Raw genomic sequence first — 12,760 nt, forward strand, 5'->3', positions numbered from 1 at the left:
ATTGATCCTTACGCCGCATTCTTCTGGCGCATGCGCTCGATCAACTGATCTTCCCAATAGGACAGCGAGCCGAGACCCACCGCGACGGCATTCGAGCGGCGATAATAGAGATGGCAGTCGAACTCCCAGGTGAAGCCCATGCCGCCATGGACCTGGATGTTGTTCTTCGAACAATGCTGGAATGCCTGCGTGGCGCTGATGCGCGCAGCTGCGGCGGCTTCCGGCAGTTCGGAAGCGTTGGTCGAAAGCGCCCATGCGCCGTAATAGCAATTCGAGCGCGCCAGCGTGGCAGAGACATACATGTCGGCGAGCATGTGCTTGACCGCCTGGAATGAACCGATCTGACGACCGAAGGCAATGCGGTCGAGCGCGTAGTCGCGACCCATTTCCAGCGCGCGATCGGAGCCACCCACCTGTTCGAAGCCGATCAGCACGGCGGCGCGGTCGAGCACCTGGGAGAGGATGCTCCAGCCTTCGTTCGCAGCGCCGAGCGGCTCGGCCTTGGCGTTCTTGAACGAGATCTCGGCCTGATTGCGCGAGGGATCAATGGATGTCAGTGCCTTGGCCTCGACACCTTCGCTCGTGAGATCGACAAGATACAGCGCTATGTCGGTGTCGCGGCCAGTCGAGCCGGTGCGTGCCGCAACAATCGCGAAGTCAGCGATAGCGCCATCGGCCACCGGCTTCTTGGTGCCGTTGAGCACGCCATTGGCCGCGGTGAGTTTGATCGCCTTCGGCGACGGATTGCCTGAGCCCTCGAACAGCGCCAGCGTGCCGATGGCATTGCCTTGCGCGATCGCTGGCAGCCACTTCTGCTTCTGCGCATCGGAGCCGGCGAGCAACAGCGCTTCGGCGGCGAGATAAACCGTGGACGAGAACGGCACCGGCGCTAGTGCACGGCCCATTTCCTCGGCGATCACGCAGAGTTCGAGATGACCGGCACCCGAGCCGCCAAAGGCTTCCGGGATGGCGACGCCGAGGAAGCCCATGTCAGCCAAGCCCTTCCAGAGCTCACGATCATACGGCGCCTTGCCGTCGATCACGGCGCGCACGGCTTTCGGCGGGCACTTCCCGGTGAGAAAACGCCGGGCCTCGTCGCGGAGCTGCTTCTGGTCGTCGGAGAAATCGAAGTTCATGGCGGTGTACTCTGTTCTGGTCGATGAAAGTCTAGTTGAGGATGATGACGTCTTCGCCGGGGTGCTCGGCGTAAAGCTGGGCGACCAGTGCCGCGCGGCGTTCGAGGCCGGCGCGCTGGTTGATGTAGCCCTTGTCGGTGAGTTCGTTGCCGTCGATGGAGGCCGGCTCGACCATGAACGTCGCGCGCGCGATGCGCCGGCTGCTGGCGCCTTCGCACGACGCATTATGTGCCTGCAGCCCCTTCTTCAGACAGGCAAGAACCGCAGGATGTTTCACCACATCGGCAAATGTCGCCTCGGGCTCGCCGATCATGATTCGGCAGGCCGGCAGGTTGGGCCAGGCGAGCACGCCGATATATGGCCGATCCTGTCCGGTGATCAGCGCATCCTGCACCACCGGTGTCGCCGCGGCGATAACGTCGGTGCGCAGCGAGCCGACGTGCACGAAGGTGCCGGTAGTCAGCTTGAAGTCCTCCACCACGCGGCCGGAGAAGATCAGGCCCTGCACGGGGTCATTGTCGTCGACGAAAATGCCGGCGTCGCCGATCTTGTAGAAGCCTTCCTCGTCGAAGGCCGCCTTGGTGAGGTCCGGCTGGCGATAGTAGCCCGGCATCACGTTGACGCCGCGCAGCCGCAATTCGTATTTCGAATCCACCGGCACCATCTTCAGCTCGACGCCAGGAAATGGCAGACCGATCAGGCCGACGCGCTCTGTGTCCCAATAGGTGCCGGTCGAGGTCGGCGACGTCTCGGTGCAGCCCCAGCCGGTGTAGAACACGATGCGCTCGCCGGTGGCGCGTACGGCCAGCGCCTGCATACGGTCATAGAGATCGTCCGGGAGACGCGCGCCGCCATAGGCCATCAGATTCAGGTTCTTGAAGAAGGAGCGCGCCAGCGCATCGTCTTTCTCCATCGCGCTAGCGATGGCAGCATAACCGGCGGGAACATTGGCGTAATAGGTCGGCGAGATCTCGCGCAGATTGCGCAGCGTCTCGTCGATCATGCCGGGCATCGGCCGGCCGTCGTCGATATAGAGCGTGCCGCCTTCGATCAGCAGCGGGTGGAACAGCGCATTGCCACCCATGGTGTGGTTCCACGGCATCCAGTCGAGATAGACCGGCGGCTGCGCGTGCGCATCACGCGGGCGCGTCTGCATCATCATCGCGGCATTGGCGGTCATCATGCGCTGGGTGTTGATCACGGCTTTCGGCATGCCCGTCGAGCCGGAGGTGAACAGCAGCTTGCCGACGGTGTCCGGCGTGATCTGCGCAATGGATGCATCGACCGCTGGCGTCACCCTGGTGGCGGCCATATCGGCATAAGCGGTGCTAGCGATGCCTTCGGGCGCGCGCCCGACATGCACGATCTTGATATCCGTCAGATCCAGCGCATCGAGCGCCTTCTGGAAGCTCGGCCCGTCCTGCACCATCACCACGGCGGGCTTGATGAGGTCGAACAGATATTTCAGCTTGGCGTGATCCTGGCTCATCAGCGAATAGGCCGGCGACACGGGTGCTGCCGGATGGCGCGCCTGCATCGCAGCCTGGGTCATCAGCGCGTGTTCGATGGAATTGCCCGAGAGAATTGCGATAGGACGATCCGCCTCCAGCTCCATGTCGAGCAGCGCCTGGGTCAGCGAATCCACCGTGCGCTTGGCCTCGGCGTAGCTGAGATTGCGCCACTGACGGTCCGCACCGGCGCGCTGCGCCAACCAGGTGTGATCAGGACGCTCCTTCGCCCATTTCGCCAGCGAGGCCGGAAGATGGGTCTCATAAGTCATCAACGGCACGCGCGACTTCATGACGATGACGCCATCCGTGCGGCGCTCGACATCGATGTCGCGCTCCATCCAGTGGATCTTGCGGAAGGCTGGCTTTGTCAGCACCGCGGCAGCCTGGGCGTTCATGTGGTTTCTCCCAAAACCGTTACTGTCGAACCATGGTCTCGTTTGTCGGACCTTGTATTCGTTGCGTGAGATCACGCTTTAACGTGTGACGTAAACCGGCTTTCGTTTCTCGATGAATGCGCGGATGCCTTCCTCGAAGTCCTCCGAGCGACTGCACAGCACCTGATTGCGATCCTCCATCGCGATAACGGCTTCGATGGAGCCGGCATCGACGGACATGTTGATACACTCCTTCGACAGCCGAAGCCCAACCGGCGACGCCGTCATCATCGCCTCGACATAGGGCGCGGCGGCGGCCTCGAGCTGGCCGTCATCGACCACTTCGGACACTAGCCCAACGGCAAGCGCACGATCGGCGTGAATGAAGCGGCCGGTGAGGATCAATTCGGACGCAACGGACACGCCGACGAGACGCGGCAGAAAATAACTGGAGCCGATGTCACAGCCGCCGAGGCCGAGCTTGATGAAGGCGCAGTTCATCCGCGCCGACTTTGCGGCAATACGGATATCTGCGGCCAGCGCCAGCGCGAAACCGCCGCCGGCAGCCGCGCCCTGCACCAGCGCCACGATCGGCTGCGGGCAGCGGCGCATCAGCATCACGATATCCGCGATGCGGCGCTGGGAATCCAGGGACTCGGCGACGGTGCGCGGCGCGTTCTGTCCGGATCGCGCGGCCATCGCATGTTTGAGGTCGAGCCCGGCGCAGAAGTTGGCGCCGGCGCCCTTGAGGACGACGACGCGCGTCTTGCGATTGCGCTGCAGGCTTTCGAAATAGGCGTTCAGTGCGTCGATGAGAGTTGGGTCAAGCGCGTTCAGACTCTCCGGGCGATTGAGCGTCACCCGGTCCACGCCGTCGTCGTGTTCGATCAGCAAAGGCTTCGTCACAACGCCACTCCCTGCCCAGCCTTTCGTCGCCTTGCCGGCGCTCATGATGGTGCCCTCTCCCCTCGCGGGAGAGGGCGTCGCAGGCATCAAAGACAAACTCACTTGGGAGAGGGGGCGACGCGAAGAACCCCTCTCCCGTCGCGGACTTCGTCCGCGCCACCCTCGCCCGCAAGGGGAGAGGGGAAGATGAGCGTACCGCTACCGCGGCGCCATGCGGATGGCGCCGTCGAGACGGATGGTCTCGCCGTTCAGCATCGGGTTCTCGACGATGTGGACCGCGAGGTTACCGTATTCCGAGGCGTCGCCGAGGCGGGCCGGATGCGGGACCTGGGCGCCGAGGCTGGCGCGCGCTTCTTCATTGAGGCCCATCAAAAGGGGCGTCAGGAACAGGCCCGGCGCAATCGTATTGACGCGGATCTTCTGCGACGACAGATCGCGCGCGGCCGGCAGGGTCAGACCGACGACGCCGCCCTTCGATGCGGCATAGGCGATCTGACCAATCTGGCCTTCATAGGCCGCGACGCTGGCGGTGTTGATGATGACGCCGCGCTCTTCGCCGATGGCGTCCTGGGTGACGAGCTGTTCGGCAAACAGACGCAGGCAGTTGAAGGTGCCGACGAGGTTGACCATGATGACATTGGTGAACTTCTCGAGCGGATAGACGCCCTGCTTGCCGACAATGCGCTGCGAACCGCCAATGCCGGCGCAGTTCACCAGCACGCGCGCGGTACCATGCGCAGCCGCTGCCTTGGCGAGCGCCGCCTTGACGTCATTCTCGCTGGTGACGTCGCCGACGGTGGCAACGCCCTTCACTTCGGCGGCGACCTTCTCGGCATTGTCCTGCGCGCGATCGAACACGGCAACCTTGGCGCCCTTGGCAGCCATTGCGCGCGCGGTTGCGGCGCCCAGTCCCGAGCCACCGCCGGTGATGAATACGGCTACGTCTTTAAGCTGCATGGATAGAGCCTTTCCTTGGGCGTTTCTGATCGTTTCTTGAATTTTTGAGTCGCGACGAAGAAGAAAAAGAAGAAGTGGTCCTTGGGCGTTTTCTTGGTTGTTGTTCTTGGAACTGATCCTTGGGCGTTTCTTATTCTTGGTTCGAATTTGGTTCCTTGGGCGTTTCCCGACGTTTTTGAATTTTCTTGGCAGTTTTCCTTGGGCCGTTTCTTCTGAGCTCGTGATGTCAGGCCTTGGCGGCCTTCTTGTTTGTGAGGATTCCGCCGAGCAGCATCGCTTCCATATGGGCGACATAGTCGCGGCAGACTTCATCCGTCACCGGGCCGACGCCAATGGCGCGCGACATGGCATGACGGCTGAAGAACAGGTTATCGCAGGCGCCGATCAGGCTGGTGTAGAACAGCACGGGATCGACCGCGCGGAATTCGCCGGATTCGAGTCCCTCTGCCAGCAGGCGGCGATGGAAGCCGAGCAGCGGCCCCACGAAGAACTTCGATACTTCGTCGGCCGCCTCGTTGCTGCTCTCATGCAGCAAATAGTGGATCAGCCGGTTCATGTAGGGAAACTGGTAATAGGCCTTGATGATGCCAGCGATGTGCAGCCGCAGCTTCGCGGTGGCGGAGATCGGCTGCGCCAGCAGATATTCCAGATTGGTCATCTCGGTGGCGGCGTCGCGCGCAAGCAGCGCCAGCAGCAGCCCGTCCTTGTTGCCGAAATGATATTTCACCAGCGCCGCATTGACCCCCGACTGCTGCGCAATCTCGCTCAGCGACACCTCGATGGAGTTGCTGGCAATCATCAGTTCGCTCGCTGCGAGCAACAGCTTGTCGGCCGTTGGATTACGGGCAGCGGCGGTTTTCACAGAGGTGCTGGGATTCAAATTCGGTGCCATTCGGAGCGCAGATAATACGAACAATCGGCCGCACTCAAGAGTTAATTGACCGATTGACTAAACTCTCCGCGGACACTTAAATCCGGCGCATTCAACGCCACGAAAAACGCCGCCAAACAAGGCAAAAAAGGGAGATCACGCATGGCCGAGGCCTATATCGTCGCCGCTGCACGCACCGCTGGTGGCCGCAAAGGCGGCCGCTTAGCCGGCTGGCACCCGGCCGACCTCGCAGCCTCGGTTTTGAACACGCTGGTTGAACGCACCGGCGCCGATCCCGCCTCGGTTGAAGACGTCATCATGGGCTGCGTCGGCCAGGGTGGCGAGCAGGCCGTCAACGTTGCACGCAACGCGGTGCTGGCCTCCAAGCTGCCGGAAAGCGTGCCCGGCACCTCGATCGACCGCCAGTGCGGTTCGTCGCAGCAGGCGCTACATTTCGCCGCCCAGGCCGTGATGGCTGGCTCCATGGATATCGTGATCGCCGCCGGCGTCGAGAGCATGACCCGCGTGCCGATGGGATCGCCCAGCATCCTCGCGTCCAAGGCCGGTATGGGCCACTACAAGAGCCCCGGCATGGAAGCGCGCTATCCCAACATCCAGTTCAGCCAGTTCACCGGCGCCGAGATGGTCGCCGAGAAATACGGACTGTCGAAGGATGACCTCGACACATACGCCTTCGAGAGCCACCAGCGCGCCATCGCAGCAACCGAAGCCGGCCGGTTCAAGGACGAGATCATCCCGCTGCAGATCACCCGCGCCGATGGCACCACGGACACCCATCACATCGACGAGGGCATCCGCTTCGACGCCACGCTCGACGGCATCAGGGGCGTCAAGCTGATCGCCGAGAACGGCAAGCTCACCGCAGCATCCGCCAGCCAGATCTGCGATGGCGCTTCGGGCGTGATGGTTGTCAACGAGAAGGGCCTCAAGCAACTCGGCATCAAGCCGCTGGCGCGCATCCACCATATGACCATAATGGGCGGCGATCCCGTGATCATGCTGGAAGCGCCCCTGCCCGCCACCAAGCGCGCGCTCGAAAGGGCCGGGATGAAGATCGACGACATCGACCTGTTCGAAGTCAACGAAGCCTTCGCCTCGATCCCAACCGCCTGGCTGAAAGCCACCGGCGCGGACCCGAAGCGCCTCAACGTCAATGGCGGCGCCATCGCGCTCGGCCATCCGCTCGGCGGCTCCGGCACCAAGCTGATGACCACGCTGATGCACGCGCTGCACCAGAACAACAAGCGTTACGGATTGCAGACCATGTGCGAAGGCGGCGGCATGGCCAATGTGACGATCGTGGAGCGATTGTAAGAACTCAAAAGAGAATGTTGTCGTCCCCGCCTAGTGCGCCCTTGGCGCACGCGGGGCGGGGACCCATACTCCCGATCAAGATAATAAGAACGCGGAGATTACCGCACACCGCCTCTGCCGGCAGAGGTTATGGATCCCCGCCTTCGCGGGGATGACAGCTGAGAGAGCCTGCCAAGCTACACCACGAGCGGGAAAATCCGCCGGCCTTCAGAGGAAACGCCCATGACGCATCCGTCGATTCACGCGAAGACCAATCCCGACAAGATTGCCTACCGCATGGCCGGCTCCGGTCAGGCGCTCACCTATCGCGAACTCGACGAACGCTCCAACCGCGGCGCGCAGCTGTTTCGCGCGCTGGGTCTGAAGGCCGGCGATCACATCGCGCTGCTGATGGAGAACCGGCTCGACTTCATGGAGATCTGCTGGTCTGCCCAGCGCGCCGGGCTCTATTACACCGCGATCAGCCGTTACCTCACGCAAGACGAGATCGCCTATATCGTCAAAGACTGCGGCGCTCGCGTGGTCATCACCTCCGAGAAATGCGCTGATGTGGTTGCGCCGCTGATCACCAACGCGGCCGAGCCGATGTTCTATATCGTCGACGGTGCGCGCCCCGGTTTCCGCGACTGGAATAGTGCCCTCACCGCGCAGCCCGCTACACCGATTGCCGACGAGGTTGCCGGCTACGACATGCTGTATTCGTCCGGCACCACCGGGCGCCCCAAGGGCATCAAGCGCGCCTCCGAGAACAACCCGATCACCGTGCCCAATCCGTTCCTGAAACTGCTCTGCGCGAACATGTGCGGCATGACTTCGGACTCGATCTATCTGTCACCGGCGCCGCTGTATCATGCGGCTCCACTGCGCTTCAACATGATGGCGATCACGCTCGGCGGCACGTCGGTGATCATGGAGCATTTCGACGCGGAGGAATTCCTCAAGCTCGTCGAGAAGTACAAGGTCACCCAGTCACAGCTGGTGCCGACCATGTTCGTGCGCATGCTGAAACTGCCGGATGAGGTCCGGTTGAAATACGACGTATCCTCACTGAACGGTGCAATCCACGCCGCAGCGCCCTGCCCGGTCGAGGTCAAGGCGCGCATGATCGACTGGTGGGGACCGATCCTGATCGAATATTACGCCGGCTCCGAAGGCAACGGTGTCACCGTATCGAACTCGCAGCAGTGGCTGTCGCATCGCGGCACTGTCGGCAAGGCCGTGGTCGGCAGCGTCAAGATCGTCAATGAAGAAGATCAGGAAGCGCCGACCGGCGAAATCGGCACGGTGTATTTCGCCGACACGCCGCAGTTCAGCTATCACAACGACCCCGAGAAGACGAAGCGCGCCTATAACGCACGCGGCTGGTCGACGCTCGGCGATGTCGGCTATCTCGACGACGAAGGCTTCCTCTACCTCACCGACCGCAAGTCCTACATGATCATTTCGGGCGGCGTGAACATCTACCCGCAGGAGACCGAGGACGTCCTGATCACCCATCCGGACATCGCCGATGTCGCGGTGTTCGGCGTGCCGAACGAGGAGATGGGCGAAGAGGTCAAGGCCGTCGTGCAGCCGCACGACATGAGCCGCGCCGGCAAGGCGCTGGAGGCCGAACTGATGGTGTTCTGCCGCAAGCATTTGTCACCGATCAAATGCCCGAAGAGCATCGACTTCGAGCCCGAACTGCCGCGTACGCCGACCGGCAAGCTGGTGAAGCGGCACCTGCGCGATAAGTACTGGCCAAAGAAGGAAAAAGCGTCGGCCTAGCGCTCGCTCTTGCGGCATCGCAATCGCCGCGCTAATCCGCCGCGATGTCGCACATCCATTCATCATGACCGCCGGCCTGCTGATCTCGGCAGCCCGGTCCGGCGCGGGCAAGACCACGGTCACGCTCGGCCTGCTCGCCGCACTGACGCGGCGCGGCATGGTACTGCGCGCGGCCAAGGCCGGGCCTGATTATATCGATCCTGCCTTTCATGCGGTCGCCACCGGCGCGCCCTGCATCAATCTCGATAGCTGGACCATGCCGCCGCCGCTGCTGCAGGCGCTGATGGCTGGCACCACCGAGGCCGCCGATCTGCTGGTGGTCGAAGGCGTCATGGGTCTGTTTGATGGCGTACCCGGCGTCGCGGACCGCGACGGCAGCAGTGCCAGTATCGCCGCGCGGTTCAAGTTGCCGGTGCTGCTGGTGCTCGACGTCACCGCGCAGTCGCAATCCGCCGCGGCCATGGTGCGCGGCTTCGCCAGTCATCATCCTGACGTCCACGTCGCCGGTGTGATCCTGAATCGCGTCGGCAGCGATCGCCACCGCCGCCTCATCACGGATGCCATCGCGCCACTCGGCATCCCCGTCGTCGGTGCCATTCCGCGCGACGCGGCGCTGGCGCTGCCGGAACGGCATCTCGGCCTGATCCAGGCCGGCGAACACGGCGACCTTGCCACGCGGATGGGCGTTCTCGCCGACATGGCGGAAAAACATCTCGATCTCGATACCATCATCGCGCTGGCTGCGCCCATCGAGCGGCAGCCGACGCGCAATGCCGTGCCGGCCTTGCCGCCGTTTGGTCAGCGGATTGCACTGGCCGCTGATGCTGCCTTCACCTTCATCTATCCGCACCTGATCGATGGCTGGCGCAATGCGGGCACGGAGATCGTGCGCTTCTCCCCGCTCGCCAATGAAGCACCGCCGGACGATTGCGATAGCTGCTGGCTGCCAGGCGGCTATCCCGAACTTCACGTGGCGACGCTTGCCGCGGCGCAAAAATTTCGCGACGGGCTGGTGCACTTCGCACAGACACGTTCGGTCCATGGCGAGTGCGGCGGCTACATGGTGCTCGGCGAAAGTCTGGAAGATGCCGACGGCAACCGGCATGCAATGACGGGGCTACTGGGACACACGACGAGTTTCCACAAGCGGCGCTTGCATCTCGGCTATCGCGAGGCGCAATTGCTATCCGACAGCCCTATCGGACCAAAGGGATCACTCATCCGTGGCCACGAATTCCACTACGCGTCACTGATTGATCCGGGCAGCGATGAGCCGTTCGTTGATCTCCGCAACGCGCAAGGCGAACCGATGGCCGAGCGCGGCGGACGGCGTGGCCATGTCACCGGCACGTTTTTCCACGCGATTGCGCGGGTGTAGCAATCACCCTTGTCCCGGACGCAATGCAGCGCGCCTTCGCTATGCATTGCAGAGCCGAGACCGTATCAAACTCCGGCGTTCACGGCGGTCCCGGCTCAGCAGCAGCGTAGCACGCTGCAGCGCGTCCGGTACAAATGAAGCACTAACGCCCCCAGCGATCCTGCCAGATCTTCTCGCCGATCAGGCAATTGACGCGCGGCTCCTTCGTCGTGTTGGCGACAGGAATCGCGCGCGGCTCGGGCATCAATCCTGCGACTTCCAACACCAGTTTGGTGCGGATCGCTTCCTTGAACTTGTCGCGCTCCTTGATCGGCACCACGAAGGAGCCCGCGCCGCCGATCACGCAGTCCTCGTAATAGAGATCGAGATTTTCGATATCCATGGTCGAATAGGACAGTTCCTTGGCCATGATCGGCAGGCCGTTGATGACGATACCTTTCGCGACTGCCTCGTCGCGCGCGACCGTCACCGGTCCTCCATTGTTGTTCGGCCCATCGCCGGAGATATCGATGACGCGGCGCAGGCCGTGCAGCGCATTTTCATCGAACAGCGGCATGGCGTAGTAGATCGCGCCCGAGATCGAGGTCCGCGATGCCCGGCGGATCGGCGTCTTCATGATTTCGGATGCCACCGCGTCGGCGGATTCAGGACCATCGATGACACGCCAGGGAATGATCAGCTTCTGGTCTGACGATGCCGCCCATTCGAAATAGGTGACCGCAATCTTGCCTGTCGGGCCACTCTTGAGCGCGGTAAGAAATTCCTTGGAGACGATGGCCTGGGCATAGCCTTCGCGCTGGATCGCCAGCTCGTCCATATCCATCGAATAGGAGACGTCGACCGCCAGCACCAGTTCGACATCAACCACGGGGTCCTGCTTGCTCTGGGCAAACTGCGCTTTCGGGCCCGTCGCCGCCATGCTCGCGACATCGCCGCCGGCCATCGCTCCCGCGACCAGTACCGCTCCAATCGAGACACACCAGCGCATAGCGGCCCTCCCGTTGAGAATCGAATGGTGACATGCAAATGACGAGCCGCAAAGCAGGAACCTGCGGGCATGTTCACAATCCGGTCATGGCGGCGACGCCGCTGCGGCAGAGCTAACGGGCGCCTGCCCCGGATTTGAACAGTTTGCACGCTCGCGCGACAAAGCTAGCGCAGGATGTCGCCAACGCCACATCCACCATTGCCGACCGGAATGGGCCGAGATGAGTGCCGCCTTGAACGCGCCGATGAACGGTGGCCGCCAGCCCGCAGCGCGGCACGTAATCGTGTGGGCCGTACTGCTCACTTGTATCGGCGCAGCGATCGCTTTGTTCGTTTCAGCACCCGCCAAACAGCGCAAGACAGTGGCCGCCGAACAGGACGAACCTATTCGGCCGTTCGGCGCCAACGCAGCCGACGAATGCCGCCGTCTTTCGCGGAACGCCACCGAATACCTCCCCGAGCAACAAGAGAAGCTGCGTTACCGGACGCGCCAGGCCGCCTGCAGCGAAGCGTTCGCTAGAGCTCCGGACGACGTCCGCAACAAGGTAGCCTTTGCTCAATCGCTGCCGTATGAACGGCGCGCCGAGGCGGTCGCACTGTTGCGCGAGGCCGCAGCCCAGAACGGTGGCGAGGCAAATTACGCAATCTATGAGTCGCACAATTCATGGGACTATCATCTTGATCGCCCGCAGATGATTGCGCGCGACGAGGCACAGCGTGCGCTGATCAAGGCAGCCGAACTGGACAATTCGTCAGCGGTAAACAGGCTCGCAATCCTCTATGGCCGTGGCGGCATCGTGAAGCGGGACCCCTCTGCCGAACGATACTGGACCGAGCGCGCGCTTCGGTTACCGCTGCCGGAGAACGTCACCCGCGCAGACCAGCAAATCAGGCTTGCCCGGCTTCTCGCGCAATCCCCGCAGCCGGACGAGCAGACCCGCGGCCGGGATTTACTCGAACGTCTCGCCCAAGGCGGCTCCTTTGGCGCCAAGGCGGCGCTGGCTGCAGCCACGCGTCCCAGCGATCCCGTGCGCGCCCGCAAACTATTTGAAGAGGCTGCGCGCGATCATCTGGGAGGCGATACCGAGCTGGCGCAGATGCTGCTCGATGGCGAAGGCGGCCCGGCCGATCCAAAGCGCGCATTGTCGATCTTGCAAAGCCAGCGCCATCAGGCGAGCGCGAGTGGCCTGCTCGGCCAGCTTTATCTCGATGGAAAGCTGGTGCCACGCGACGTGCCAAAGGGGATCGACTTACTGATCACTGCCGGGGTTTGGGATTACGACTCCCGGCTGAAGGCCCTGCGGTTGCTGGCCAGCCATCCGCAGGTTCAGATCTCTTCGCTCAACATCGTTCTATATGAGGCAATTCAGGCTGCGGAACTTGGCGAGCCTGACGCGCTCGCCGCATTGATCGGTCTCAAACTATCGCAGAACCCGCAGTTTCGCGATGTCCCCGGAGCCTGTAAACTGAAGCCAATGGCCGTGCGGCGCGGCGATCAGGATGCCGTGCAACGCCTCAAGGATTGCCCGGCCGACTGA

The 12,760-nt window shown here is 62.8% G+C and carries 10 protein-coding genes; 4 read left to right on the forward strand and 6 right to left on the reverse strand.

Annotation, left to right across the window (positions count from 1 at the left end; genetic code table 11):
- Window positions 1–8: 8 nt before the first annotated feature.
- The 5 genes from RSO67_RS09880 to RSO67_RS09900 all read right to left on the reverse strand — a co-directional run bounded on the left by RSO67_RS09880 (window position 9) and on the right by RSO67_RS09900 (window position 5,776).
- Complete coding sequence (locus RSO67_RS09880; protein ID WP_315843334.1) at window positions 9–1,136, reverse strand: acyl-CoA dehydrogenase family protein; 1,128 nt, start codon at window positions 1,134–1,136, stop codon at window positions 9–11.
- Window positions 1,137–1,167: 31 nt separating this feature from the next.
- The gene (locus RSO67_RS09885; RefSeq protein ID WP_315843335.1) at window positions 1,168–3,042 is read right to left on the reverse strand and encodes an AMP-binding protein; all 1,875 of its coding nucleotides are present in this window, start codon (window positions 3,040–3,042) and stop codon (window positions 1,168–1,170) included.
- Between the two features lie 78 nt (window positions 3,043–3,120).
- Window positions 3,121–3,927: an enoyl-CoA hydratase/isomerase family protein gene (locus RSO67_RS09890; protein ID WP_315844213.1), complete on the reverse strand. Its 807-nt coding sequence runs from the start codon at window positions 3,925–3,927 to the stop codon at window positions 3,121–3,123.
- A 198-nt stretch (window positions 3,928–4,125) separates the two neighbouring features.
- Window positions 4,126–4,884, reverse strand: coding sequence for an SDR family NAD(P)-dependent oxidoreductase (locus RSO67_RS09895; protein WP_315843336.1), 759 nt, complete (start codon window positions 4,882–4,884; stop codon window positions 4,126–4,128).
- Window positions 4,885–5,110: 226 nt separating this feature from the next.
- Window positions 5,111–5,776 carry a TetR family transcriptional regulator gene (locus tag RSO67_RS09900; protein ID WP_315843337.1) on the reverse strand — a complete coding sequence of 222 codons (666 nt, stop codon included), beginning with the start codon at window positions 5,774–5,776 and terminating at the stop codon, window positions 5,111–5,113.
- A gap of 141 nt (window positions 5,777–5,917) precedes the next feature.
- Here RSO67_RS09900 and RSO67_RS09905 point away from each other — a divergent pair, with 141 nt between their 5' ends.
- The 3 genes from RSO67_RS09905 to RSO67_RS09915 all read left to right on the forward strand — a co-directional run bounded on the left by RSO67_RS09905 (window position 5,918) and on the right by RSO67_RS09915 (window position 10,235).
- Window positions 5,918–7,090 (forward strand): acetyl-CoA C-acetyltransferase, encoded by a 1,173-nt coding sequence (locus RSO67_RS09905; RefSeq protein ID WP_315843338.1) that lies wholly within the window; start codon window positions 5,918–5,920, stop codon window positions 7,088–7,090.
- Between the two features lie 222 nt (window positions 7,091–7,312).
- The gene (locus RSO67_RS09910; protein WP_315843339.1) at window positions 7,313–8,857 is read left to right on the forward strand and encodes an acyl-CoA synthetase; all 1,545 of its coding nucleotides are present in this window, start codon (window positions 7,313–7,315) and stop codon (window positions 8,855–8,857) included.
- A 64-nt stretch (window positions 8,858–8,921) separates the two neighbouring features.
- On the forward strand, window positions 8,922–10,235 hold the full coding sequence (locus tag RSO67_RS09915) for a cobyrinate a,c-diamide synthase (RefSeq protein WP_315843340.1): 1,314 nt from the start codon (window positions 8,922–8,924) through the stop codon (window positions 10,233–10,235).
- 142 nt (window positions 10,236–10,377) lie between these two features.
- On the opposite strand, the gene RSO67_RS09920 is transcribed toward RSO67_RS09915, so the two are convergent.
- Window positions 10,378–11,223, reverse strand: coding sequence for a DUF1194 domain-containing protein (locus tag RSO67_RS09920; protein ID WP_092145074.1), 846 nt, complete (start codon window positions 11,221–11,223; stop codon window positions 10,378–10,380).
- Window positions 11,224–11,443: 220 nt separating this feature from the next.
- Between RSO67_RS09920 and RSO67_RS09925 the strand changes: the two genes are divergently transcribed.
- Entirely contained in the window at window positions 11,444–12,760 is a 1,317-nt protein-coding gene (locus RSO67_RS09925; protein WP_315843341.1) for a hypothetical protein, read from the forward strand.

This window comes from Tardiphaga sp. 709 (assembly GCF_032401055.1).
Taxonomy (GTDB): domain Bacteria; phylum Pseudomonadota; class Alphaproteobacteria; order Rhizobiales; family Xanthobacteraceae; genus Tardiphaga.